This is a genomic window from Streptomyces recifensis (genome assembly GCF_002154615.1).
GTDB classification, from domain to species: domain Bacteria; phylum Actinomycetota; class Actinomycetes; order Streptomycetales; family Streptomycetaceae; genus Streptomyces; species Streptomyces griseoluteus.
In genome coordinates this window covers 1-24,408 of record NZ_MUNH01000015.1, presented here as the reverse complement: position 1 = coordinate 24,408, position 24,408 = coordinate 1, and the positions used below count along the sequence as shown (strand labels likewise).

General features: G+C 71.3%; 27 protein-coding genes and 3 tRNA genes. 14 read left to right on the top strand and 16 right to left on the bottom strand.

The window, feature by feature from the left end:
• Window positions 1-2: 2 nt before the first annotated feature.
• Window positions 3-536: a LytR C-terminal domain-containing protein gene (locus CCN33_RS01060; protein WP_086690088.1), complete on the top strand. Its 534-nt coding sequence runs from the start codon at window positions 3-5 to the stop codon at window positions 534-536.
• A 63-nt stretch (window positions 537-599) separates the two neighbouring features.
• On the opposite strand, the gene upp is transcribed toward CCN33_RS01060, so the two are convergent.
• Window positions 600-1,235 (bottom strand): uracil phosphoribosyltransferase, encoded by a 636-nt coding sequence (upp, locus tag CCN33_RS01055; protein ID WP_086690086.1) that lies wholly within the window; start codon window positions 1,233-1,235, stop codon window positions 600-602.
• A gap of 96 nt (window positions 1,236-1,331) precedes the next feature.
• Here upp and CCN33_RS01050 point away from each other — a divergent pair, with 96 nt between their 5' ends.
• The 8 genes from CCN33_RS01050 (at window position 1,332) to CCN33_RS01015 (ending at window position 6,039) form a co-directional block, all read left to right on the top strand.
• Window positions 1,332-1,556, top strand: coding sequence for a hypothetical protein (locus tag CCN33_RS01050; RefSeq protein ID WP_107483878.1), 225 nt, complete (start codon window positions 1,332-1,334; stop codon window positions 1,554-1,556).
• A gap of 317 nt (window positions 1,557-1,873) precedes the next feature.
• The gene (locus tag CCN33_RS01045; protein ID WP_086690085.1) at window positions 1,874-2,410 is read left to right on the top strand and encodes a tRNA adenosine deaminase-associated protein; all 537 of its coding nucleotides are present in this window, start codon (window positions 1,874-1,876) and stop codon (window positions 2,408-2,410) included.
• A 59-nt stretch (window positions 2,411-2,469) separates the two neighbouring features.
• Window positions 2,470-2,901, top strand: coding sequence for a tRNA adenosine(34) deaminase TadA (gene tadA, locus CCN33_RS01040; RefSeq protein ID WP_086690096.1), 432 nt, complete (start codon window positions 2,470-2,472; stop codon window positions 2,899-2,901).
• Between the two features lie 80 nt (window positions 2,902-2,981).
• Window positions 2,982-3,066: transfer RNA gene (locus tag CCN33_RS01035), tRNA-Ser, on the top strand.
• A gap of 161 nt (window positions 3,067-3,227) precedes the next feature.
• Complete coding sequence (locus tag CCN33_RS01030) at window positions 3,228-3,407, top strand: hypothetical protein (protein WP_030806336.1); 180 nt, start codon at window positions 3,228-3,230, stop codon at window positions 3,405-3,407.
• 28 nt (window positions 3,408-3,435) lie between these two features.
• Entirely contained in the window at window positions 3,436-3,729 is a 294-nt protein-coding gene (locus CCN33_RS01025) for a Dabb family protein (RefSeq protein ID WP_086690083.1), read from the top strand.
• A 185-nt stretch (window positions 3,730-3,914) separates the two neighbouring features.
• Window positions 3,915-4,766, top strand: a complete 852-nt coding sequence (locus CCN33_RS01020; RefSeq protein WP_086690081.1) for an RNA polymerase sigma factor SigF — start codon at window positions 3,915-3,917, stop codon at window positions 4,764-4,766.
• A 313-nt stretch (window positions 4,767-5,079) separates the two neighbouring features.
• Window positions 5,080-6,039, top strand: coding sequence for an RNA polymerase sigma factor SigF (locus CCN33_RS01015; RefSeq protein ID WP_086690078.1), 960 nt, complete (start codon window positions 5,080-5,082; stop codon window positions 6,037-6,039).
• A 107-nt stretch (window positions 6,040-6,146) separates the two neighbouring features.
• On the opposite strand, the gene CCN33_RS01010 is transcribed toward CCN33_RS01015, so the two are convergent.
• Window positions 6,147-6,341, bottom strand: a complete 195-nt coding sequence (locus tag CCN33_RS01010) for a hypothetical protein (protein ID WP_030806323.1) — start codon at window positions 6,339-6,341, stop codon at window positions 6,147-6,149.
• A 205-nt stretch (window positions 6,342-6,546) separates the two neighbouring features.
• Here CCN33_RS01010 and CCN33_RS01005 point away from each other — a divergent pair, with 205 nt between their 5' ends.
• The 4 genes from CCN33_RS01005 (at window position 6,547) to CCN33_RS00990 (ending at window position 10,993) form a co-directional block, all read left to right on the top strand.
• Window positions 6,547-7,038, top strand: coding sequence for a MarR family winged helix-turn-helix transcriptional regulator (locus CCN33_RS01005; RefSeq protein WP_086690073.1), 492 nt, complete (start codon window positions 6,547-6,549; stop codon window positions 7,036-7,038).
• Window positions 7,039-7,120: 82 nt separating this feature from the next.
• The gene (locus tag CCN33_RS01000; protein WP_167387737.1) at window positions 7,121-9,580 is read left to right on the top strand and encodes an MFS transporter; all 2,460 of its coding nucleotides are present in this window, start codon (window positions 7,121-7,123) and stop codon (window positions 9,578-9,580) included.
• Window positions 9,581-9,675: 95 nt separating this feature from the next.
• Window positions 9,676-10,497, top strand: a complete 822-nt coding sequence (locus CCN33_RS00995; protein ID WP_086690069.1) for a YceI family protein — start codon at window positions 9,676-9,678, stop codon at window positions 10,495-10,497.
• 25 nt (window positions 10,498-10,522) lie between these two features.
• A complete protein-coding gene (locus tag CCN33_RS00990; RefSeq protein ID WP_086690067.1) occupies window positions 10,523-10,993 on the top strand; it encodes a PPOX class F420-dependent oxidoreductase in 471 nt (156 codons plus the stop codon).
• A 38-nt stretch (window positions 10,994-11,031) separates the two neighbouring features.
• On the opposite strand, the gene CCN33_RS00985 is transcribed toward CCN33_RS00990, so the two are convergent.
• The 9 genes from CCN33_RS00985 to CCN33_RS00945 form a co-directional block, all read right to left on the bottom strand.
• Complete coding sequence (locus CCN33_RS00985) at window positions 11,032-11,745, bottom strand: TetR/AcrR family transcriptional regulator (RefSeq protein WP_086690094.1); 714 nt, start codon at window positions 11,743-11,745, stop codon at window positions 11,032-11,034.
• Window positions 11,746-11,877: 132 nt separating this feature from the next.
• Entirely contained in the window at window positions 11,878-13,317 is a 1,440-nt protein-coding gene (locus CCN33_RS00980; RefSeq protein ID WP_086690092.1) for an MFS transporter, read from the bottom strand.
• Window positions 13,318-13,381: 64 nt separating this feature from the next.
• Complete coding sequence (locus CCN33_RS00975; protein WP_086690065.1) at window positions 13,382-15,583, bottom strand: ArnT family glycosyltransferase; 2,202 nt, start codon at window positions 15,581-15,583, stop codon at window positions 13,382-13,384.
• Window positions 15,580-16,896, bottom strand: coding sequence for a bifunctional glycosyltransferase family 2/GtrA family protein (locus tag CCN33_RS00970; RefSeq protein ID WP_086690063.1), 1,317 nt, complete (start codon window positions 16,894-16,896; stop codon window positions 15,580-15,582). The genes CCN33_RS00975 and CCN33_RS00970 overlap by 4 nt, the downstream gene beginning before the upstream one ends.
• Window positions 16,897-16,910: 14 nt before the next feature.
• Window positions 16,911-18,497: an ATP-binding protein gene (locus CCN33_RS00965; protein WP_086690061.1), complete on the bottom strand. Its 1,587-nt coding sequence runs from the start codon at window positions 18,495-18,497 to the stop codon at window positions 16,911-16,913.
• Between the two features lie 5 nt (window positions 18,498-18,502).
• Entirely contained in the window at window positions 18,503-19,243 is a 741-nt protein-coding gene (locus CCN33_RS00960) for a response regulator transcription factor (RefSeq protein WP_086690059.1), read from the bottom strand.
• Between the two features lie 73 nt (window positions 19,244-19,316).
• Complete coding sequence (locus tag CCN33_RS00955) at window positions 19,317-20,192, bottom strand: DUF2797 domain-containing protein (RefSeq protein ID WP_086690090.1); 876 nt, start codon at window positions 20,190-20,192, stop codon at window positions 19,317-19,319.
• 118 nt (window positions 20,193-20,310) lie between these two features.
• The gene (locus tag CCN33_RS00950; protein WP_244173527.1) at window positions 20,311-20,922 is read right to left on the bottom strand and encodes a BRO-N domain-containing protein; all 612 of its coding nucleotides are present in this window, start codon (window positions 20,920-20,922) and stop codon (window positions 20,311-20,313) included.
• Between the two features lie 60 nt (window positions 20,923-20,982).
• Window positions 20,983-21,333 (bottom strand): HGxxPAAW family protein, encoded by a 351-nt coding sequence (locus CCN33_RS00945; RefSeq protein WP_086690057.1) that lies wholly within the window; start codon window positions 21,331-21,333, stop codon window positions 20,983-20,985.
• Window positions 21,334-21,411: 78 nt separating this feature from the next.
• On the opposite strand from CCN33_RS00945, the gene CCN33_RS00940 reads away from it, so the two are divergent.
• Window positions 21,412-21,894: a MarR family transcriptional regulator gene (locus tag CCN33_RS00940; RefSeq protein ID WP_086690055.1), complete on the top strand. Its 483-nt coding sequence runs from the start codon at window positions 21,412-21,414 to the stop codon at window positions 21,892-21,894.
• A gap of 43 nt (window positions 21,895-21,937) precedes the next feature.
• On the opposite strand, the gene CCN33_RS00935 is transcribed toward CCN33_RS00940, so the two are convergent.
• The 5 genes from CCN33_RS00935 to CCN33_RS00915 form a co-directional block, all read right to left on the bottom strand.
• The gene (locus CCN33_RS00935; protein ID WP_086690053.1) at window positions 21,938-22,441 is read right to left on the bottom strand and encodes a hypothetical protein; all 504 of its coding nucleotides are present in this window, start codon (window positions 22,439-22,441) and stop codon (window positions 21,938-21,940) included.
• Window positions 22,438-22,848, bottom strand: coding sequence for a DUF6578 domain-containing protein (locus tag CCN33_RS00930; RefSeq protein WP_086690051.1), 411 nt, complete (start codon window positions 22,846-22,848; stop codon window positions 22,438-22,440). The genes CCN33_RS00935 and CCN33_RS00930 overlap by 4 nt, the downstream gene beginning before the upstream one ends.
• 437 nt (window positions 22,849-23,285) lie before the next feature.
• A complete protein-coding gene (locus CCN33_RS00925; RefSeq protein WP_086690049.1) occupies window positions 23,286-23,696 on the bottom strand; it encodes a hypothetical protein in 411 nt (136 codons plus the stop codon).
• A gap of 115 nt (window positions 23,697-23,811) precedes the next feature.
• Window positions 23,812-23,884 (bottom strand) — tRNA-Arg (locus CCN33_RS00920).
• A gap of 213 nt (window positions 23,885-24,097) precedes the next feature.
• Window positions 24,098-24,188, bottom strand: a tRNA-Ser gene (locus CCN33_RS00915).
• Window positions 24,189-24,408 lie beyond the last annotated feature (220 nt).

Here is a 24,408-nt window from a genome sequence, read left to right as displayed (position 1 = left end):
TCGTGGCCTCCGTGGCCGCGCTGGGCGTCGCCGGCTGGGGCACGCTGCAGCTCATCGACGTCTTCACCGGCGGCGACGGCTCGGTGTCCGGTCACGCGGCGGACTGCCGCACCAAGGTGGCCAAGGCGGCTCCGGTCAAGGCCCTGCCCAAGCCCGGCACCATCACCGTGAACGTCTACAACGCCACCACGCGCTCCGGGCTCGCCAAGCAGACGGCGGACGAGCTGAAGAAGCGCGGCTTCAAGATCGGCGACGTGGGCAACGCGGACAAGCAGTTCGACAAGAAGGTCAAGGGCACCGGGATGCTCATCGGTCCCGCCACCGCCCTCGACACCACGCTCCCGGTGCTGAGCACCCAGCTCACCGACGCGGAGCGGCGTACCGACGCCGCCCGCAAGGGCACCGAGCTGGACCTGGTCATCGGGGACAGGTTCAAGGCCCTCACCCAGCGGCCGGCGGCCGACAGCGCGGTGACCAAGCTGACCGCGCCGGAACAGGTGGCGGCGGTCACGACCACCAAGAAGAAGACCTGCTGAACCCGACAGCACGGAGAAGGGGGGCCACCCGGCCGGGCGGCCCCCCTTCCGCTGTCCTCGTACCTACTCGGCCGCGCCGTACAGGCGGTCGCCCGCGTCGCCCAGGCCCGGCACGATGTAGCCCTGCTCGTTCAGGCGCTCGTCCACCGCCGCGGTGACCACGGTGACCGGCGTGCCGGCCAGCTCGCGCTCCAGGATCTCCACGCCCTCGGGAGAGGCCAGCAGGACCACGGCGGTCACGTCGTCGGCGCCGCGGCCGATCAGCTCGCGGATGGCCGCGACCAGGGTGCCGCCCGTGGCCAGCATGGGGTCCAGGACGTACACCTGGCGGCCGGAGAGGTCGTCCGGCATGCGGGAGGCGTAGGTCTCCGCCTGGAGCGTCTCCTCGTTGCGGATCATGCCCAGGAAGCCCACCTCGGCGGTCGGCAGCAGCCGGACCATGCCGTCCAGCATGCCCAGGCCGGCCCGCAGGATCGGCACCACCAGCGGACGCGGGCGGGCCAGCTTGACGCCGGTGGTCCGGGCGACCGGGGTCTGGACGTCGACGGCCTCGGTGCGCACGTCCCGCGTGGCCTCGTAGGCGAGCAGGGTGACCAGTTCGTCGGCGAGACGGCGGAAGGTCGCGGAGTCGGTGCGCTGGTCGCGCAGCGTGGTGAGCTTGTGAGCGACCAGGGGGTGGTCGACGACGTGGAGACGCATGCCTTCAACAGTAACCGTGCCCGCCCTGTGCCCCGTCTCGGCATCAAAACGCCCGTCCGGGGGAATGCGCACAGGACCGACCGGGGTGGTGAAACCGTGGCTGACCTGCCGAACCTGCCGAACAACGGCCCGGCGACGACCGGGGAGATCGGGCCCTTCAGGCCCCCACGGCCCGAGACGGACGCCGAACGCAGGCGCCGCCGGGCCCAGTTCCTCCGCGACCTGGCCGAGGCCCGGCAACTGCGCGACCGGGTCCAGCCGCGCCGCGCCAAGGCGGCCCGGCTGCGCCACGCCATGCGCATGCGAACGTTCCGCTGGTAGCCCCGGCCGTCGTACGGTCCTGTCAGCAGGCACCGGGGAAAGCTCCCGGCGAGGATGATCGGCGCTCGCGACGCCGCGTACGATCCGCAGGTGGCGGCAACGGGTGCGCTGGTGAGTCCATGACGGACCCACGGTCGGCCGGTTCGGTGACGGTCGGCCGAAACAGCCGGACACAGGGAGCCGAAGACGTCCCCTGAACGACTTGTTTCTGCCACGATTCCCAGTGGGCGGACCCCGGAGTGCAGCTGCTCCCCCGCCCGGACCTCCGCCGGGGGGACCCCCCGACCGGCGCACCTATGACCAGTGGGAGAGTCACGGTGTACTTCGCCGCACTGCTCGCGCGCACCGAAGACGGGTGGGAAGCGAGCGACACGGAGCTCGACGACGTGGAGACCCTGTCCGATCTGGCCGACCTCGCCCGCGAGGCGTCGCCGGAGGAGGACACGGTGCTCGTCCTGATCGAGCAGGAGGACTCCTGGTTCGGGGTCGTCCGGGTGGACGGGGAGGAGGACCCCCGTATCTATGTCTCCGACGCGGCCGCCGCCGCCCGCAGCGCCTACGGGGAGCTGCTCCTCACCGATGAGCTGCTGGGCCGCGAGCCCGGCGCGGACGACGGGCCCGACCTGGACTCGCTGGACCTCGACGGCACCGAGGACGGCGAGTCCGAGGAGACGGAGGACGGCGAGGAGTCCCCGGACACCGACGCCGTCCCGCACAGCCCGGTCGGCGACCGCGAGATCCTCGGCGATCTCGGGATCGGCGAGAGGGAGCTGCGCGCCCTGGACGCGAACGACGCCCTGGGCACGATCGCCGAGGTGCTGGGCGCCTCGGAAGTACTGGAGACCGTCCGCTGACCGCGCCGCACGAGACCCGAGGAAGCGTGGACCCGGTGCGCGACCCCTGGCGTCCCGCGATGCGGCTCGCCCTGGCCGAAGCAGGGCGGGCCGCGCTCGGCGGTGACGTGCCGGTGGGCGCCGTCGTGCTCGGCCCGGACGGCACCACCGTGCTGGGCGCCGGGTACAACGAGCGTGAGGCGACCGGTGATCCGACCGCCCACGCCGAGGTGCTGGCGCTGCGCCGGGCCGCCGCCGCGCTCGGCGAGTGGCGGCTGACCGGCTGCACGCTGGTGGTGACGCTGGAGCCGTGCACGATGTGCGCGGGCGCCCTGGTCCAGTCCCGTGTCGAACGGGTCGTCTACGGCGCCCGTGACGACAAGGCGGGCGCGGCCGGCTCGCTCTGGGACGTCGTACGCGACCGGCGGCTCAACCACCGGCCGGAGGTCGTGGAGGGCGTGCTCGCCGAGGAGTGCGCCCGGCCGCTGACGGAGTTCTTCAGAGGGCGCTGAAGAGGGTCCGAAAGCCCTGCTGGGAGGGGCTTCGGCCATCGATTTCTGCCGACGGGGCACCTTGCTGTAAGGTCTCCCTCGGTAGCGTGTCCGAGCGGCCGAAGGAGCTCGCCTCGAAAGCGAGTGTGGCGCAAGTCACCGAGGGTTCAAATCCCTCCGCTACCGCTTGAGAAGGGCCCCGTCTTCGGACGGGGCCCTTCGTGCGTTCCGGCTCGGGGCTCTCAATTGACAATCGTGGCCGTCCTGTTGGGTGCGCGGAGGCGCGTGGCGGTTACACTCGCCGCCGCAGGCAGGTCAGTGGGGTCGATGGGACAGGGGAGGCCGCGGTGGCGGTGAACGCCAAGAAGATCGTCGTGTTCGCGCTCGTGGTCTTCGCCATGTACGTGATCATCACGGACCCGGCCAAGGCGGCCGACTACGTCCAGATAGCCTTCGAGGGCATATCGGACGCCGCCGGGGCCATCGGGGACTTCATGACCTGGGTCGTGGACGGCGCGAAGAACTGACCGGCCGAAAGAGCAAGAGGTACGCCGCATGATCCGGCACCTGGTCCTGTTCAAGCTCAACGAGGGCGTCGGGCGCGACGAGCCGCGCGTCCAGGAGGGCGTGGCCGCCTTCCGCGCGCTCGGCGGGCAGATCGGCGAACTGCGCTCCTGGGAGTGCGGCTGGAACGTCACCGACCGCCCCATCGCCTACGACTTCGCCATCAACTCCTCCGTCGAGGACTCCGGCACCCTCCAGCGCTACCTGGACCACCCCGCCCATCAGGCGGGTGTCGCGCTGTGGCGGGAGTTCGCCACGTGGGTGATCGCCGACTACGAGTTCTGAGGGCCGGGCAGGCCCGCAGCGTGAGCCCTCCGCCGTTACGGCGGGGGGCTTTTTCGTGTCCGGCGATCCATCCATTGGCGTCGTTTGAGGGCCAACACGGCGTTATGAGGTGCTTGCACACAGTGCACATGTCTTGTGATGCTATGACCGCTTTTGACGGATGATTGACCGATGAAGAGGTGGCGTTGACCGTGTCGGCCAGTACTGCGCCGCCCCAGGCGGAGGCGCCCGCGACCCTCCCCGAGCCCTCCGCCGCACCCCCTCCCGAGAAGCGCCGGGGTGCCGACACCCGCGCCCTGACCCAGGTCCTCTTCGGCGAGCTGAAGAACCTGACGCCCGGCACCCCGGAGCACAACCGGGTCCGCGGGGCGCTCATCGAGGCCAACCTCCCGCTGGTGCGCTACGCCGCCGCCCGCTTCCGCTCCCGCAACGAGCCCATGGAGGACGTGGTCCAGGTCGGCACCATCGGGCTGATCAACGCCATCGACCGCTTCGACCCGGACCGGGGCGTGCAGTTCCCGACCTTCGCCATGCCGACCGTGGTCGGCGAGATCAAACGGTACTTCCGGGACAACGTCCGCACCGTGCACGTACCGCGCCGGCTGCACGAGCTGTGGGTGCAGGTGAACGGGGCCACCGAGGACCTCACCACCGCGCTCGGCAGATCGCCGTCCACCGCCGAGATCGCCGAGCGCCTGAGGATCAGCGAGGAGGAGGTGCTGTCCTGCATCGAGGCGGGACGCTCGTACCACGCCACCTCCCTGGAGGCCGCGCAGGAGGGCGACGGGCTGCCCGGACTGCTGGACCGCATCGGGTACGAGGACCCGGCCCTGGACGGCGTCGAACACCGCGACCTGGTGCGGCACCTGCTGGTCCAGCTCCCCGAGCGCGAGCAGCGCATCCTGCTGCTCCGCTACTACAGCAACCTGACCCAGTCGCAGATCAGCGCCGAACTCGGTGTCTCCCAGATGCACGTCTCCCGGCTGCTCGCCCGGAGCTTCCAGCGGCTCAGATCGGCCAACCGGATCGAGGCATGACCGGCGCACGGGAGCACGGAACGGAAAACACCAGGTAGCAGCCGTTCGCATGCGGGATCGAATGATCACCGTCAGGAGCGAATCACGGCACGTCGGCAGTGTCGGCAATTGTGCGCCGAAAGCCCGTCAGACCCCGTTCTGCCAGGGCTTCTTGGCGTCTCACGTGTCGACATGTCACTACAGCGCGTTGCCGACATGTGACATTCTGCGGGAAGCGCGTTTGCCGAGGCTTCGGCTCCGGTATTCAGGTGAAGGCCGCGCTGTCCGATCAGGGCAGTGCGCCGCGACCGTCCCGCGACCCAAAGGGGGTGGCATGTCCGCAGAACAGGGCAGCTCGAAGGTGCTCACGAAGACCGTGGCAGCGCCGCAGAAGCTCGACGCTCTCGACGTCCTCGACGGCTTCGAGGGCGCCGAGGCCCTCGACGCCGCGCCCGCCCCCGCCGTCCCGGCACCGGCGCCCGACGCGGCCCCGACCGCCGAGGAGGCCGTACAACTGCCGGTGCCCTCGGGGGACATCGACACCCGCACGCTGTCCCGGTCCCTGTTCCTGCGGCTCGCCGCGCTCGGCGAGGACAGCCCCGAGCGGGGTTACGTCCGGGACACCCTGATCGAACTGAACCTCCCGCTGGTGCGGTACGCGGCGGCCCGCTTCCGCTCGCGCAACGAGCCGATGGAGGACATCGTCCAGGTCGGCACCATCGGGCTGATCAAGGCGATCGACCGCTTCGACTGCGAACGCGGCGTGGAGTTCCCGACGTTCGCCATGCCGACGGTCGTGGGCGAGATCAAGCGGTTCTTCCGCGACACCTCGTGGTCGGTGCGGGTGCCGCGCCGGCTCCAGGAGCTGCGCCTGGCGCTGACCAAGGCGAGCGACGAGCTGTCCCAGCGGCTCGACCGCTCCCCGACCGTGCCGGAGCTGGCGGCCGCGCTCGGTGTCTCCGAGGAGGACGTGGTCGACGGTCTGGCGGTGGGCAACGCCTACACCGCCTCCTCGCTCGACTCCCCGGCCCCCGAGGACGACGGCGGCGAGGGTTCGCTGGCCGACCGCCTCGGCTACGAGGACACGGCGCTGGAGGGGGTGGAGTACCGGGAGTCGCTCAAGCCGCTGCTGGCCAAGCTGCCGCCGCGGGAGCGCCGGATCATCATGCTGCGCTTCTTCGCCAACATGACCCAGTCACAGATCGGCGAGGAGGTCGGCATCTCGCAGATGCACGTCTCGCGGCTGCTGACCCGCACGCTGTCCCAGCTCCGCGAGGGTCTCGTCTCGGACTGACGGACCCGCAGACCGACGGACCGAAAGGCCCGCCCGGCCCGTGTCGCGCGCTTCGGCGCGGACGCGGGCCGCGGCCTTTCGACGGGGCTCCCCGAGGGAGCCGGGGGTCACTTCAGCGCGAGCCAGGCGACGGCCGCGACGACGGCCACGGCCACGATGACGCCGATGATCAGGCCGACGCGAGGACCGGAGGAAGCCGCCTCCTGCTGGCGAGCCGGGGGAGTCTCGTCGACGAACGCGCGGAACATCTGAGTGCTGCCTGCGGGGTCGTAATTGCCCTGGGGGCCCTGGGTGTTAGCCATGGGCCGAGACACTAGCGAATCCGGGTGCCCACCCCAAGTGCGGGGCCATGGGGACAGAGGCGGGCAGGTCACCCGCGTCCACCTGCACGTTTACGATCGCAATACTTGCCTTTGCCAAGTTTTTGCGCCGCCGGCCACTGATCTATTTGCCTACAGCAACCAAGTATCTCTATGGTTGCCCAAAGCAACGAATACGGGAGGTGTGATGGCCGAGCAGGCGCAGTTCGAGGAGCTGGCACGTCAGCTCAGTGCCGTCGGCGCCGTGAAGCGCGACATCGGGCGGATACTCCCGCCCGACTGCCCGGCCGGTTCGGCCGCCGTGCTGACCCTGCTCGGCCGCCACGAGGAGATGCGCATGAGCAAGCTCGCCGAGCTGCTCGCCGTCGACATGTCGGTGACCAGCAGGCATGTCGCCCACGTGGCCGCGCGCGGCTGGATCGAGCGGTCCCCGGACCCGGCGGACAAGCGCTCGCGCATCCTGCGCCTGACGCCCGCGGGCAACGACCAGCTCGTGGAGCTGTCGCTGCGCACCAGCCGGCTGCTCGCCGAGCGGCTGAGCGACTGGACCGACGACGAGGTCGCCCAGCTCATCCAGCTCATGACCCGGCTGCGCGCGTCGTTCGGCGACTGCCGCTCCGGTGTGCCGAGACCGGCCGCCCCCGTTTCCGCAGAAACCCGTACACCCGCGATCACGTAAGTAAAGGAAGCCCATGGCAACGACCACACCATCCGGTGTGCGGGCTCACGCCAAGCACGGGGGCGGGGCCGACGAGGCCCCGATGACCCATCGGCAGATCATGGAGGCGCTCTCCGGGCTGCTGCTCGGCATGTTCGTGGCGATCCTGTCGTCCACGATCGTCTCCAACGCGCTCCCGCACATCATCGGTGACCTCGGCGGCGGCCAGTCCGCCTACACCTGGGTCGTCACCGCGGCCCTGCTGTCCATGACGGCCGCCACCCCCCTGTGGGGCAAGCTCGCCGACCTGTACAGCAAGAAGGCGCTCGTCCAGATAGCCCTGGTGATCTACGTCGTCGGCTCGATGGCGGCCGGTCTGTCGCAGAACCCCGGCATGCTGATCGCCTGCCGTGTCGTCCAGGGCATCGGCGTCGGCGGTCTGTCCGCCCTGGCGCAGATCGTCATGGCGGCGATGATCTCCCCGCGTGAGCGCGGCCGTTACTCCGGCTACCTCGGTGCGACCTTCGCCGTCGCCACCGTCGGCGGCCCGCTGCTCGGCGGTGTCATCACCGACACCTCCTGGCTCGGCTGGCGCTGGTGCTTCTACGTCGGTGTCCCCTTCGCGATCCTCGCGCTGATCGTGCTCCAGAAGACCCTGCACCTGCCCGTGGTCAAGCGTGAGGTCAAGGTCGACTGGGGCGGCGCCGCGCTGATCTCCGCGGCCGTCTCGCTGCTGCTGGTCTGGGTCACCTTCGCCGGTGACAAGTACGACTGGCTGTCCTGGCAGACCTACGCGATGGTGGCCGGCTCGATCGTGCTCGGCGCGCTGTTCGTGCTCGTCGAGGCCAAGGCCAGCGAGCCGATCATCCCGCTGCGCCTGTTCAAGAACCGCACCATCACGCTGGCCTCGCTCGCCTCGCTGTTCGTGGGCGTTGCCATGTTCAGCGGCACCGTGTTCTTCAGCCAGTACTTCCAGCTCGCCCGCGACAAGTCCCCGACGATGTCCGGCGTCCTGACCATCCCGATGATCGGTGGTCTGTTCATCTCCTCGACCGTCTCGGGGCAGTTCATCACCCGTACCGGCCGCTGGAAGGCGTGGCTGGTCAGCGGTGGCGTCCTGGTCACCGCCGGTCTGCTCCTGCTGGGCGGCATCCGGTACGACACGGACTACTGGAAGATGGCCATCTTCATGGCCCTGCTGGGTCTCGGCATCGGCATGATGATGCAGAACCTGGTGCTCGCCACGCAGAACCAGGTGGCGCCCTCCGACCTCGGCTCGGCCAGCTCCACGGTCACCTTCTTCCGCTCCCTGGGCGGCGCGGTGGGCGTCTCGGCGCTCGGCGCGGTGATGGCCCACCGGATCACGCACTACGTCACGGACGGCATCGGTTCGCTGAGCCCGAAGTACCAGGCGGCGATGGCGCAGTCCGGCTCGACCGACACCATCCCGGACATGAACACGCTGCCGGGTCCGATCCGGAACCTGCTGGAGAGCGCCTACGGCCACGGCATCGCCGATGTCTTCCTCATCGCGGGCTGCCTCGCCGCCGTCGCCTTCCTGATCACGCTGTTCATCAAGGAGGTCCCGCTGAAGACGAAGGGCGCGCTCGCGCAGTCCTCCGAGTCCGAGGCCCCCGTCACGGACCCGGCCGCCGCCCCCGCGGTCGCCGAGGCCCAGCAGGTCCCGGCCATGGCCTTCGCCACCACCGAGGGCACCCCCTCGGCCGACGGCACGGCCGCCACGGCCGCGACCGCCCCGCAGGTGACGGCCGTCGCCATGGCCGGCGAGGCCACTCCGTCCGGCGGCACGCCGGTGCGTGGCTTCGTGCGCGGCGCCGAGAGCGCCCCGGTCCCCGGTGCGGCCATCACGCTGATCTCGCTGGCCGGCCGCCAGCTCGGCCGCGCGGTCGCCCAGGCCGACGGCTCCTACGCGCTGGCCGCCCCCGGCACCGGCTCGTACGTGCTGATCGCCTCCGCGGACGGCTTCCAGCCGCAGGCGTCCACCGTCGTGGTGGGCGAGGAGCCGCTGTCGTACGACATCCTGCTCAGTGGCACCAGCGGCCTGACCGGTGTGGTCCGGGCGGCCGGGAACGCGCTGCCGGTGAAGGACGCGATGGTCGTCGTCACCGATGTGCGCGGTGATCTGCTGGCCGCCGCGCAGACCGGCGAGCAGGGCGAGTTCGGGTTCACCGAGCTGGTGCCCGGCACCGTGACGATCGCGGTCAACGCCGCCGGCTACCGGCCGCGCGCGCTGCCCGTGGAGGTCGCCACCACCGGGGTCACCCGCGTGGAGGTCGACCTGGAGACCGGCGCGCTGCTCAGCGGTGTCGTCCGGGCCCCGCACGGCCCGCTGGCCGACGCCCGCGTCACCCTGGTCGACCAGGCGGGCAACGTGGTCGGCACCGCCACCACCGGTGCGGACGGCGCCTACGCCTTCACCGACCTGGACGGCGGCGAGTACACCGTGATCGCCACGGGTTACCCGCCGGTGGCCACCGCGCTGACCGTCGCCGGTACCGGCACCGACGGACACGACATCGAGCTCGCCCACCCCGGCGAGTAGCTCACCCGACCGGCCCGTGGCCCGCCTTCGAGGAAGCGGGCCACGGGCCGGTCCCCTGACCGAAGCGCGCTCAGCCGCGCAGGGAGAAGAACGCCATGGCACTGACCGCGAGAATCCGCACCCGTGACGGCTGGGCCGTCTCGCACGCGGTGGTCACGGTGGCCGACATGACCGGTACGCAGGTGCTGCGGGCCGAGGCCGACTCCGAGGGCGCGGTGCGCGACGACACCGCGCTGGCTCCGGGGGCGTACACGGTGATCGTGACCGCCGTCGGGTACGCGCCCGTCGCCTCCAGCGCGCTGGTCACCGCGAGCGGCCGGGCCGAGGTCGGCGCGGTCACCCTGGCCCGGCAGGGCGGCAGCGAGCTGCCACCGCCCGGCCCGTGGACCATCGACCCGGTGCACTCCTCGGTCGGCGCGGTCGCGCAGCACCTGGGCATCTCCAGCGTGCGGGGCCGGTTCACCGAGTTCGGCGGGAGCATCGAGATCGCCCCCGACGACATCACCAAGTCCCACGTGGAGGCGGTCATCAGGGCCGAGTCCATCGACACCGGCAACGGGATGCGGGACACCCACCTGCGCTCGGCCGACTTCCTGGACGTGGCGAAGTACCCGGAGCTGACCTACCGCTCGGCCGATCTGACCCAGGCCGGGCCCGACCGGTGGACCGTGCACGGCGAGCTGTCGATGCGCGGGATCGTCCGCCCGGTCGACCTGGACCTCGCCTACCTCGGCACCGGCGCCGACCCCTGGGGCGGTACGCGGGCCGCGTTCCGGGCTACGGCCGAGCTGCACCGGGACGACTTCGCCATGAACTACAACCAGGTCCTCCAGGCCGGCATCGCCGCCATCGGCACCACCCTGCGGATCGAGCTGGACATCCAGGCGGTCCAGGGCGACGCGCTGCCCGCCCTCTGACCCCGGTACGCCCTACGCTCGGCGCATGGCACCCAACATCGCTACGAACACCGAAGTGACCCTGCCGGAACTGCTGGACTTCGTACGCCCTCGCCATCGCGCCATCCTGCTGACCCGGCGCTCCGACGGCTCGCCGCAGGGCTCCCCGCTGACCTGCGGGGTGGACGACTCGGGCCGGATCGTGGCCTCCACGTATCCGGAGCGGGCCAAGACCCGCAACGCCAGGCGGGACGAGCGGGTCAGCCTGATCGTGCTGAGCGACGAGTGGAACGGCCCCTGGGTCCAGATCGACGGCACGGCCGAGGTGCTGGACACCCCGGAGTCCATCGAGCCGCTGGTCGAGTACTACCGGAACATCGCCGGTGAGCACCCGGACTGGGACGAGTACCGCAAGGCCATGGCCGAGCAGGGCAAGTCCCTTATCCGCGTCACGCCGGAGCGGTGGGGGCCGGTGGCGACGGGCGGGTTCCCGGCGCGGCTGGCGTCCGGCGCGTAGCACAACACCTTGGTGGCCCGCGGCCGACCCTCGGGGGGTCAGCCGCGGGCCACCATCGCTTCGATGCCCGCGATCAGCAGGTCCAGGGCGAAGCCGAAGTCCCGGTCGAGCATCTCCTGCACCGTGTCACCGCCGCGCGCGTCCATCAGGGCGCGGGACTCACGCATGACCTCCGAGGTGCCGGCCACCTCGGAGGCGACGGTGAGGGACTGCCGGAAGTATTCGTCCGCGCTCAGCCCGGTGTCCGCGATGCGGGCGTGGAAGTGGCCCTCGATCGTGCCGTAGCCGTACACGAACTGGAAGACGGCCGAGATCGCGCCCGTCACGCCGTGCGCGGGCAGCCCCGCCCGGCCGACCACCCGCAGCACCGCGCGGGAGAAGGCCAGGGAGTTCGGGCCGATGTTGAGGAAGCGGCCCGCGATCGGGGAGAGCCAGGGGTGGCGGACCATCATCGCCCGGTAGTCGGTGGCCAGGGTGCGCAACTGCTCGCGCCAGTCCGCCTCCGTGTCCTCCGCCTGGGGCAGCGAAAGCTCGCCGAAGGCGGTGTCCAGGGCGAGTTCGAGCAGGTCGTCCTTGGTGTCGACGTACCAGTACAGGGACATCGCGGTCACGTTCAGCTCGCCCGCCAGGCGGCGCATGGAGAAGCGGTCCAGGCCCTCGGCGTCCAGCAGGGCGACCGAGGTCGCGGTGATCCGGTCCCGGTCCAGGCCGGAGGGCTGGCCGCCCCGGCCACGCCGCTCCTTGCCGGTCATCCAGACGCTGCCGCGCCGCCCGGCCTTGGGGCGGTCCTCATGGGGGCCGTCTTCCTTCACCACCGGGCTTCCCTCCGTGGGCCGTCGCTCACCGCACACCTTGCCAGGTCCGGGTGGCTCAACCACCCCGGCTTACGCGGCATCGCGCTGGGCCCGCCTGAGCAGGGCCGCCGCGACCAGGCCACCGGCCAGCACGGAGACGGAGCCGACCAGCTGGCCGGCGCTCAGCCCGGCCGACAGGGTGCGGCCGTCGGCCAGGAAGGAGCTGAGCACCGCGCCCAGCACGGCCACCCCGAGACCGTTGCCGAACTCCGCCAGCGTGCCGTTGATCCCGGCACCGACACCGGCCTTCTCCGGCGGGATGGCACTCATGATCGCGTGCGCCATGGCGGGGTTGGCCAGCGCGCACCCGGCGCCGATCAGCACCAGACCGAGCAGCGTCCCGGCGTACCCGGAGGAGGCCAGCTCGGCGATGGAGACCAGGCCGCCCGCCATCAGCGCCATGCCCAGCGCGATCGCCACCGGCGTGCCCAGCCTGGCCGCCCACTTGGCGGACAGTCCGCTGAAGTTGAGCAGGACCACGGTGAGCGCCAGCGGTGCGGTGCGCGCGCCCGCCTCCAAGGGGCCGTAGCCGAGGACCAGTTGGAGGTGCTGGGTGAGCAGGAACAGCGCGCCGCCCATTCCGAAGGTGATGAGCACCGCGCCCGCGACCGCGCCGGTGAACCGGCGGTCCCGGAAGAACGCGAGGTCGAGCATCGGCTCCTCGACCCGGCTCTCCCAGTACGCGAACACCGCCAGCACGGCCACCGCCACGGCCGCCGAACCGAGCACGCGGACCGACGTCCAGCCGTGGTGCGGGCCGGAGATGACCGCGAAGACCAGGGCGGTCATGCCGATCGTGGAGAGCAGCGCGCCCAGCAGGTCGGGGCGGGCGGGCAGGCCCGTGGCGCCGACGGCACGGGTGGCCTTGGACTCCGGGACGAGGGCCACCACGGCGACCAGGCCCAGGGCGGCCACGGGGAGGTTGATCAGGAAGATGGCGCCCCACCAGAAGTGGTCGAGCACGAAGCCGCCGATCAGCGGGCCGGCCGCGAAGCCGAGCGAGTTGACCGCGGCCCAGATGCCGATCGCCTTCGGCTGCTCCTCGGGCGCGAAGATCTGCATGGCGACAGCGAGCGTGGTGGTCAGCAGCAGCGCGCCGCCGATGCCCATGCCCGCTCGGGCGGCGATCAACTGCCCCGTGGTGGTGGAGAGTCCGGCGGCCAGCGAGCCGAGACCGAACACCGCGAGGCCCGCGATCAGCATCTTCTTGCGGCCGTACCGGTCGGCGGCGCTGCCCGCGGTGAGCAGCAGGCCGGACTGGACCAGGGAGTACGCGTTGATCATCCACTGGATGTCGGAGGTGGCCGCGTGCAGCCGGTGGGTGAGCGAGGGGATCGCCACGTTCAGCACGGTGTTGTCGAGCAGCACGGTGAGCTGGGCGAGGCAGATCACGCCGAGGATCAGCCAGCGGCGCGGGTGGCCCTGGGGGGCCTTCGTGAGCGGTGGTGCCGAGACGTCGGGAGCGGACATGCCGTACACCGTATAGGGACGTCCCTATACGGTGTACGGCATTATCGGCCGAAGGTATTCGCGGTCAGCCGGCCCGCTTCCGGGTGAGGTCGTAGAAGGTGGCCGAACCGACCGTCACCTTCTTGAAGTTGGCCTCCACCCAGGTGCTGATGGAGGTGGCGGTGCCGTCGGCACCCGGGCCGCCTCGGGCCTCGCCGGTGCGGCCCATGCCCATGCCCCCGCCCGCGATGTAGTAGTGGATCCTGCCGTCGGCGACGTACCGCTTGAACTGGGCGAGGGTCGGGGACGGGTCGGTGCCGTTGAAGCCGCCGATCGCCATCACCGCCTTGTTGGTGGCGAGTTGGTAGCCGGCCGCGTTCTGCGAGCCGGTGGACGCGGCGACCCAGGTGTAGGAGTCGGCGTCGGCCAGGAGGAGCTTCCTGGCCTTGGCGGAGACGGTGGCGCCGTTGAGGAGACCGCCCGCGCCGCCGGGGGCGCCCGTGCGGCCGCTCTCGCCGGCACCGCCGGGGAAGCCCTGGCCGCCGGGGAGACCGCCGCCGGGAAAGCCCCGGCCGTTCTGCCCGCCTTGGCCCTTGCTCTGGCCGTTGCCCTGACCGCCCTGGCCGGGGAAGCCACCGCCGGGGAAGCCCTGGCCGCCCGTACCGCCGGGCGGCGTCCTGCCCTGGCCCTGCCGGCTCTGCCCACCCGGCGTCCCACCGGGGAAGCCACCGCGCATGCCCTCGCCCAGGCCGCCCGGACGGCCGAAGCCCATCATGCTCGCGCCCGCCGGCCCGGCGGTCGGAATCGACCCGGTGTGAGGCGAGTTCACGGTGCTCAGCGTGTACGCCGTCGGCCCCGCCAGCGCCGCGACCAGGCCCAGCGCGGCCGCGCCAAGTGCCAGGTTCCGGGGCGCTCGGCCGAGGAACAGCAACCCGAGCGCGGCGAGCAGCCCGCCGGCCAGCACCATCCACTTCAGCCAGGGCAGGTAGTCGGAGGTGCGGTTGAGCAGCACGTACCCCCAGGCGCCCGAGGCCACCGAGGTGACCGCCAGCGCCCAGCCCGCCCAGGTCTCCTCGCGGCGCTCCCACAGCAGCCCGGTGCCCATGCCGATCACGGCGGCGAGGTACGGGGCGAGGGCGATCGTGTAGTACTGGTGGAAGATGCCGGCCATGTAGCTGAAGACCGCCATGGTGATCAGCAGCGAGCCGCCCCAGACCAGGAACGACGCGCGGGTGACCGAGGCGCGGCCGAGCTTGCGGGTGGCCCACAGGCCCGCGATCAGCAGGATCAGCGCGGCCGGGAGCAGCCAGGAGACCTGGCCGCCGACCTCGGCGCCGAACATCCGGTCCCAGCCGGTCGAGCCCCAGCGGCCACCGCCGCCGCCCATGCCTCCGCCGCCGACGCTGCCGGTCTCGTCTCCGTTGATCCGCCCGAGCCCGTTGTAGCCGAAGGTCAGCTCCAGGAAGCTGTTGTGCTGCGAGCCGCCGATGTACGGGCGGGAGGAGGCCGGCCACAGCTCGACCACCGCGACCCACCAGCCGCCGGACACCACCAGCGCGAGCGTGGCCAGAGCGAGTTGCGTCAGCCGCTTCCCGAACCGCACCGGCGCGCAGACCGCGTGGACGATCGCCAGCGGAGGCAGGATCAGGAAGGCCTGGAGGGTCTTGGCCAGGAAGGCGAAGCCGATGGCCGCGCCCGCCCAGACCAGCCAGCGGGTCCGGCCGTCCTCGACCGCGCGGACGGTGAAGTAGCAGGCCAGCGCCATCAGCAGGGCCAGCATCGCGTCCGGGTTGTTGAACCGGAACATCATCGCCGCGACCGGGGTCAGCGCCAGCACCGCGCCCGCGACCAGCCCGGCCACCGCGCTGAACCGGCGCCGCACGGCCGCGTACACGACCGCCACCGAGCCGACGCCCATGAGGACCTGGGGGACCAGGACCGCCCAGGAGTTCAGGCCGAAGACCCGGACCGACAGCTCCATGGGCCACAGGAACGCCGAGGGCTTGTCGACGGTGATGGCGTTGCCGCCGTCCAGCGAGCCGAAGAAGAAGGCCTTCCAGGAGGTGCTGCCCGCCTGGACGGCCGCCGAGTAGAAGGAGTTGGCGAAGCCGGAGGCGCTCAGGTCGTAGAGGTAGAGCACGAAGGTCGCGGCGAGCAGCGCCCAGAAGGCGGGGCGGGCCCAGCTCGGGTCCTCCGGACGGCCGCGCCACGCCCGCCGGGCGAGCGGGGCCCGTGGCGCCGGTGGCATCACGGCAACCTGCGGGGGCTGGTCGTACTGGGTGGTCATCGGGGGTCCCCCGTAGAGATGGTGGTGGGTTCGGCGTACGCCGGTGCGGTCGGGGCGGGTACCGGCGCGGGGTCGCGGCGGTCCGGGAAGACCCAGGCGCGGAAGAGGAGGAAGCGCAGGACGGTCGCGGCGAGGTTGGCGACGACCAGGACCGCGATCTCGGTGCTGTGCGCGGGGCCGGCGGTGGCCGCGTTCAGGGCGGCCAGCGAGCCGCTGGTCAGGGCGAGTCCGATGGCGAAGACGACCAGGCCCTGCGCCTGGTGCCGTACCGCTCCGCCCCGGCCGCGCACGCCGAAGGTGAGGCGCCGGTTGGCGGCCGTGTTGGCGAGCGCGGAGAGCAGCAGGGCGAGCGCGTTGGCCGCCTGCGAGCCGCCGAACTGCCGGAAAAGGCTGTAGAGGAGCAGGTAGAAGAGGGTGGAGAGCCCGCCGACCACGCAGAACCCGACGAGCTGGCGGGCCAGCCCCTTGGGCACGTCGGTGATCTCGCGGTCGCGGGGGTCGTCTCCGAACGGCCGGGCCAGCCGGTCCAGCGGCAGCGAACCGGTGGTCAGCGCCCGCCCCACCCGCCACACGCCCTTCAGGTCGTCGGTCGCGGTGCGCACGATGCGCACGGTGGAGTCCGGGTCGTCGACCCAGTCGACCGGCACCTCGTGGATGCGCAGCCCCGCCCGCTCGGCCAGCACCAGCATCTCGGTGTCGAAGAACCAGCCGGTGTCCTCCACCAGCGGCAGCAGCGCCTGGGCCACCTCGCGCCGGATCGCCTTGAAGCCGCACTGGGCGTCGGAGAACCGCGCCTGGAGCGAGCCGCGCAGGATCAGGTTGTAGGCCCGGCTGATGAACTCCCGCTTCGGCCCGCGCACCACCCGCGCGGTCCGGCTGAGCCGGGAGCCGATCGCCAGGTCGGAGTGGCCCGAGATCAGCGGGGCGACCAGCGGCAGCAGGGCGTTGAGGTCGGTGGAGAGATCGACGTCCATGTACGCGAGGACCGGCGCGTCGGAGGCGGACCACACCGTGCGCAGGGCGCGCCCCCGGCCCTTGTGCTCCAGCCGGACGCTGGTCACGTCCGGGTGGCGGGCGGCGAGTTCGGCGGCGATGAGCGGGGTGCCGTCGGTGGAGGCGTTGTCCGCGATGGTGACCCGGAAGGCGTAGGGGAAGGTGCGCGCCAGGTGCTCCCGCAGTCCGAGCACGCACCGGCGCAGGTCCTTCTCCTCGTTGTAGACGGGGATCACCACGTCCAGCACCGGGGTGCCGGCGGCCGTGGCGGGGAGGTGCTCCCGTGCCGGGAGGGTGCCGGGAGAAGAGTCGGTTCGCATGGGACCGACTCTTCTCAACTCCCCTGTCGCGCCCGTGTGGTGAGGCTGTGGCCCGACTGTGAGCACGGAACCGGCTCGGGCCCGGAGGCGGGCAGCCGTACGGTGAACACGGTCCGGCCGGGCCGGCTCTCCACGTCCACGGTGCCGCCGTGCGCGGTGACGACGGCCCGCACGATGGCGAGGCCGAGCCCGGTGGATCCGGTGGCGCGGGTGCGGGCGGAGTCGCCGCGCGCGAACCGCTCGAAGACGTGCGGCAGCAGCGCGGCGGGGATGCCCGGACCGTCGTCCGCCACCTGGACGCACATCCGGTCGCCCTGCCTGCGCACCCGCGCGGTCACCGTGGTGCCCGGCGGGGTGTGGCTACGGGCGTTGCCCAGCAGGTTGACCAGGATCTGCTGGAGCCGGGCCGCGTCGGCGGTCACCGGCGCCGGTTCGTCGGGCAGGTCGAGCCGCCAGGTGTGGTCGAGCCCGGCCGCGCGGGCGTCGCTGACCGTGTCCACCACCAGCGGTACCAGGTCGGTGCGGTCGAACTGGAGCGGGCGGCCCGCGTCCAGGCGTGCGAGCAGCAGCAGGTCCTCCACCAGCAGGGTCATCCGGCCCGCCTCCGACTCGATCCGCGCCAGCGCGTGCCGGGTGTCCGGGCCGACCTGTTCCCCGCCGCGCCGGGTCAGCTCGGCGTAGCCGCGTATCGAGGCGAGCGGGGTGCGCAGTTCGTGGCTGGCGTCGGCGACGAAGCGCCGGACGCGGGTCTCGCTCTCCTGGCGGGCGCGCAGGGCGCCGTTGACGTGGTCGAGCATCCGGTTGAGCGCGGCGCCGACCCGGCCGACCTCGGTGTGCGGGTCGCACTCGGCCTCCGGGACCCGCTCGCTGAGGTTCACCTCACCGGAGTGCAGGGGGAGTTCGGAGACACGGGTGGCGGTGCGGGCGACCCGGCGCAGGGGGCGGGTGGCGACGCCGACGATGACCGTGCCGGCCAGCGAGGCCGCGACGAGCCCGGCGAGGGTGACGCAGACCTCGACCACGATCAGGGTGTCGACGACGCCGTCCATGTCGGCGGTGGGGAGGGCGACGTAGTACCGGTCGGCGCTGTCGTGGCTCGCCGCGTACCGGACGAGGTAGTCGCCGAGGCCGGGGAGGTGGACGGTGTGGGCGTCGTCGTCCCGGGGGACGGTGGCGAGGGCGTCGGTCTGGGCCTGGCCGAGCTGCGCCGCGCGCATGCGCCGGAACACACCGCTGCCGTCCTTCTGCTCGTCCGACACGGCCCCGAAGACGATCGACTCGCCGCCTACGTACGCGGCGACGGTCTGCGTCTGGTTGGGGCCACGGGTGAGCAGGGTGGTGACCCGTTCGGCGGGGCTCTCGGCGGCCGCCGCCGAGGCGAGCGCGGCGGCGGCCGGGTCCAGCGGACCGGGGCCGGGATGCGGGCGGCCGACCGCCCGCTCGGCCATCTCCCGCACCTTGCCGTCGAGTTGCTGGTACAGGTGCTCGTGCAGGGCGAGCGTGGTCACCGTACCGATCACCGCGCAGACCACGGCGATCAGCACGACGGACGCGACGACCAGCCGCGTCCGCAGGGTGCGTGGGGTGCCCGCGCGGCGCACGGGCCTCACGACACGGCGGGCTTGATCAGGTAGCCCGCCCCCCGGCGGGTGTGGATCATCGGCTCCCGGCCCGCGTCGATCTTCCGGCGCAGATAGGAGATGTACAGCTCCACGACGTTCGCCTGGCCGCCGAAGTCGTACGACCAGACCCGGTCCAGTATCTGCGCCTTGCTCAGCACCCGGCGCGGGTTGCGCATCAGGAACCGGAGCAGCTCGAACTCGGTGGCGGTCAGGTGGATGGAATCCTCGCCCCGCCAGACCTCGTGGCTGTCCTCGTCCAGGCTGAGGTCGCCCACCACCAGCACGGAGTCCGGGCGCCGGTCGGCGGCACCGGAGCGCCGGATCAGCCCGCGCAGCCGGGCCACGACCTCCTCCAGGCTGAACGGCTTGGTGACGTAGTCGTCCCCGCCAGCCGTGAGCCCGGCGATACGGTCCTCCACCGCGTCCTTTGCGGTGAGGAACAGCACGGGCACGTCCGGCAGTTCGCGGCGCAGCCGGCTCAGCACGGTCAGCCCGTCCATGTCCGGCAGCATCATGTCCAGGACCACCGCGTCGGGCCGGAACTCACGCGCCGCGCGCAGCGCGCCCTGTCCGTCTCCCGCGCTCCTTATCCGCCAGCCCTCGTAGCGCAGCGCCATGCTCAGCAGTTCGGTGATCGACAGCTCGTCGTCCACCACCAGCACACGGACGGGGCTGCCGTCCGGTCTCAGCAGTTCGGTGCGCCCCTGGGGCGAGGTCGTGGTCATGGTGGGACCTTGTCCGCACCCTCTGAGAGAGCCCTTTCGGCAGTCTGTGATTTCGCTGAGAAAGGGGTGAGAGTCAGAAGAGGCCGTCCTGTCGGGCGGCGAAGTCCTTTACGGGCAGGGTGATTTCGTCGCCGCCCCGAGCCGGGATCAGCTCCCAGCCGGGGAGCAGACGGGTGTCGAGCACGAGTACGTCTCCGGATCCGCCGGTGTCCAGGTGCAGGTCGGGTCCGGCGGCGGCGGCGAGGTCACCGGCCACGTGTCCGCCGGCGACCAGCTCGGTCACGGCGCCGGTGGCGGGCCCGGCCTGCTGGAGGTTGAAGGCGGCCAGATGGTCCGTCACATGGCACGGTTCTCGTACGACGGACTCCGGCCAGTTCCCGAGGGAGACGGCCCGTGCGTGCAGCTCCCGCACCTCCGTCGCCCGCTCCTCGGCTCCGGCCGGGAGGACGGCGCGTACGGTGCGCTTCTGGGCGTACGGAATCCGGTCCGGGACGCCGAGGGCGGCCCGCAGCAGCTCCTCGGTGCGCCGGGCGGCCATCAGCGGGCCGGTGCCGAGCCAGCTGAAACAGACGGCACCCTGCTCCAGCAACCGTGCCGACCCGCGCTCCACGGCGGTGATGCCGACCTTGACCATGCCGGGGCCGAACCAGGCGAGGTAGACGCGGTACGGGCGGGGGTCGTCGGCGATCGTGTCGGCGGCCACGGAGTGCGCGCGGTCCAGGCGGGCGCAGTCGTCACAGCGGGCGCCGGTGCTTCGCGCCGGGACGGGGGCGCCGGTGGGGCACGCGTTCCCCCGCGCGCCCACGCAGCGCCGCACGGTGTCCTCCCGTACGCCGAAGGCGACCCGTTTCCCCCACGTCAGCGCGCTGCGCCGGCCGCCGGACCAGACCAGCTCGGGCCCCTCCGGGGACCAGCGCAGTCCCGTACACGTCCACATCTGTGCTGCCATCACTCGTGAGGGTAGGAGATGCCACCGACAGCGCCCCTCCGGTGGCGGGGCGGGTACGGTTCCTGACAGAGCCCGAAGCCGCATCCTCTGAGTGCGACTTCGGGCTCTGTCTCTTTGGCTACCGGGTCTCTTCGGCTACGGGAGCGCGTAGACGGGTACCCCGTCCGCCGCGCTGCCGCTCTGCCGTACACAGCCCCGCTTGATCAGCATGCGTACGCAGTCGTGGACGCGGTCGAGCGTGAGACCGGTCCGGGCCGCGACGTCCTCCAGACGGCAGGCGACGGGGCCGTGGGGTGCCCGGAGCGGTCGGGAGTGGGGCGGGGTCGAGGCTGTAGGTGCCGTCGCGCTGGATGGTGACGATGACTTCGGAGACCCAGGCTCTGAAGGGCTGCGACTCGGGCTTGGTGGAGCCGTTGACCAACTGGATCAGGCCGTGAAGGTTCACCAGATTCATGTTTCGGCGCCAGTTCTGACCTGCGGGAATGCTGGAAGTGTGCCTCTGGAGCACACTTCCGGTGGGAGATTGGAACGTCGGGTCGACGAGGTTGCGCAGTGTGGAACCGGTGTGTGCGTACCCCAGGTGCTTGCAGACGTCCACGGCGGGGAACCAGTGCTCGCCGTCCGGAGTGGTGAGCCTCCGGAGCCGGACGCCGGTCGTCGCGTAGACGAAGTCACTGATCTCGATCGCGCCCCGCTCGGGCAGCCGGGTCCTGTCGTTGTGCTCGTACATCGAGCATCACCACGGAAGCCAGGGAGGCTGACCAGCAACTACGGCCGGTGCAGAGCACGTTCACTCGATGGGAGACAGAGGTATCGATTCGGCACGGGTGACCGCGGGCGTGGAGGCCGGACGCCGGCCGGCGAGGGCGCAGCCCACGCACCCCGCGTGCCCACCGCGGGCCTGCGTGTCCCGCGTCCTCATCCGCCACTCCTCCCGCGGCCGGACGCCGGGCGGTTTGCCCCACCCACTGAGATGCAGCACCCAGGTGACCACCACGCTGACCGCGACGAGCACCGTGCCGCCCACGAGAGCCGCAACGGACCCGGTGCACACGCCCGCGCCCACGACACCACTGCCGACTGTGGCGATGGCGCACCCGGTCCACCCGGCGATCGTGTGACCCTCGTCGTACAGACTCATGGAACGGCCTCCTACAGATCTCTCACACTCTAAGAGATTTACCTCTCGAATATCTCACAAACTAAGGAAACAAGGAAGATGGACGGCAAGTCCCGCCCGCCCGCGACCCCCGCGCAGGCGCTGAGCGCGATGGACGACCTCATCGCCGCGCACCTGATCGGCCAGCAGGAGATGGCCCGGCGGCTGAACCTGACCGTCACCGACCTCACCTGCTTCGGCTACGTCCTCCAGGCCGGCCCCGACCTCCTGACGGCAGGAGACCTCGCGTCGCGTATCCAGGTCACGACGGGCGCGGTGACCGGCATCCTGAACCGCCTGGAACGCGCCGGTTTCGTGACCCGCCGCCCGGACCCGACGGACCGCCGCAGGGTCCGAGTGGCGGCGGTCCCTTCGGCGGTGGCCCGCGTGGAGGCGGCCTACGGCCCCCACTACACCCGCCTGATGACCCTGTTCGCGGACTACGCACCGGTCGAACTGGCGGTCATCACGGACTGGTTCACCCGAGCGACGGCACTGGCCCACGAGTCCCGGATGGAGCTGTCGGCAGAGAAGTCCGACTGACCCCTCGGAGCAGATGGCCCAGAGAGCGGCATGAGGGTCGCTTTCAGCGGGGCCCATGCCGTGGTGGCCGCAGCAGTGCCCAGATGGCGACAGTGCCCAGATGACGGCTCACTCGGTCCGTGAGCCGTTGGACGGTGGAGCGGCGCAGGGAGCACAGCCAGACGTAACCGCTCAGGGAGACGCAGAGACAACACCAGCTCTGCCACCACACGTCCCATGCCGACGGCTGCCGTTCAACGCACCAGTAGAGAGCGCAGACCGCCGAGGTGGCCAGCACCAGCGCGACCGAGCCGGCCTTGAGCACCTGTCCGCGAGCCGCCCAGCGGGAGACGAGGAGGCCGGACGGCACCTGGATGGGCACGTGGAGCACGAGGAACCAGGCAAACAGGCCGAACATCTGGCCGTAGGTCTTCGTGGACACGGCCGGAATCCAGTCCAGCGCGACGAACAGCAGGGCACCGCTCAGATGCATGGCCGCGACGTTCAGCAGAACGAGGTACGCACCGGTCTGCCGAGGTTCCCTGTTCTCCTGCGGAAGGGGCTTCACGCGACGGCGCCCTCCGGCAGACCTGTGGCGCGCCGGGCGGTCACCAGGTAGCCCGCGAAGGCCACGTCCGGCCGGGACCGGGCCCATCCGTCCGCCCTGTCGACAGGAACCAGGACGGCCGTGTCCCGGACGGGAAGGCTCATCCGGTCCGCGGCGCCCGCGGATATCTCGTAACGGCAGTGCACCTCATCGATCGACAGCACTTCCACCGAGGTGGCCGCACACTCCCCCGCCCGGCCGTGATGCTCCTCGCGGAAGCCGATCCCCGACGCACGTTTCTCCCCGACGACGTCTGCGTAGTCCGCAGGATCGGCCTCGAGCAGCGTCCACGAGACGACGTCCCCGACAGCGAAGTCCTCTCCGCAGCACTGCATTTGCCAGTCATCGACCCAGATAGTCAACGTCACGACGCCATTGTCCGCCGCACGGCCCTAGGTGCCCAGGGGGGTCTCGGCTGACGGCGTCACGCGGGCCCGGCCGTGGTGTGTGGCCCGGGCCCGCGGCGGGATCAGGACTTGACGAGAGTGATGTCGGTGCTCGGGAAACCGGTGCTGACCGTCGCCGGGTAGTCAGGGTCGTCCGCCCTGCCGACGCCCCGGAGTACGGCGGCGCCGGGCTGGAAGGAGGCGGTGGGCTCGATGTTGCTGGGGAAGGCGACCGTCCACGGGACCGGGGCCCCGGGCTCGCAGACGACGACCAGGTCCTCGTACGAACCGGACGCGGTTTCGGTCTTCTGCGTCTGGTAGGCGCTGGCGGTGAGGGTGACGCGGGCCGGCTTGTTGCCGGTGGAGGGTGGGTGCGGTCCACAAAGGCGGCGAGTTCTCCTGGGTCGGCCTGGTGCAGCTCACCGCTGCGGACGGTCACTTCCGAGCCAGGAGGTCCCGTCTCGCTGTGGACGCTCGGGGGCACTCGCTGGAGGCGCGGTACCGCGCTGCTGGGCGGCTTGCTTCGCTGCCAGGTTCCGGGCGTGGGCCTCGCGGCGCAGTCGGCGTTCGTAGTCGGCGATCTGGTGGGCCACGGGGGCGCAGGTGGCCAGACCGATCAACCGCTCGTTCTCACCGTCGACCAGGAAAGGACCGTTGCCGCCCAGCGGAGGGCGCTTCCCGCGCCGACCGTCCCGGACCGCGCCCCAGTAGAAGATCCAGCCGAACGGCAACGCTTCCACCCGCTGGATCTGAAGGTCGTACTCGACGCGGTCCCGTACGGCGTAGATCTCGGCGAGCACCAGTCTGCGCGCGTCCTCCTCGGTCAGCATCGCTCCATGGTGACAGCGACCCTCCGCAGACCGGATGGCTCGCTGCGGATTCGCCCAGCCTCACATCTCGCCGGAAACGCAAGAGGCCCCGGATTTCTCCGGGGCCTCTTTACTGTGCACTCGGCAGGATTCGAACCTGCAACCTTCTGATCCGTAGTCAGATGCTCTATCCGTTAAGCTACGAGTGCTTGTTCTTTTGTTTTTGTCTCCGTTTCCCTGGCCTTTCGGCCCGTCCCGGCGACAGGAAGAACATTACATGACTGCCGCCGTCATGTGAAATCCGTTCCCCGCACCCTGCCTGACCTGCGGAAACGTCGAAACCTAGATCGAACGCAGAGGCTCGCCAGGAGCCCGGCAACGCCGAAGCCCCGGTCCATCTGGACCGGGGCTTCGGATCAGGGCGGAGGCGGAGGGATTTGAACCCTCGATGGGCTTTAAGACCCAAACCGCATTAGCAGTGCGGCGCCATAGACCGGACTAGGCGACGCCTCCAGCACAACCACTCCCGCGAGCGCGCGAATGGTGCGTGCAGATGATGACACAGGCAAGCGCGGTGTCACCAATCGCCCCCCACGGTACTAGGCACCTGGCCCGCAGGGCAAAGGGCTTCGCCCGGCGCGGCGCGCGCCGCTTCCGCGGGCGGTGTCGCAGGTGGGGCGCAACGTCCGGCGGGGGTGCGCGTTGGGGTGGGTATGAGTGCACTCCCGCGGCG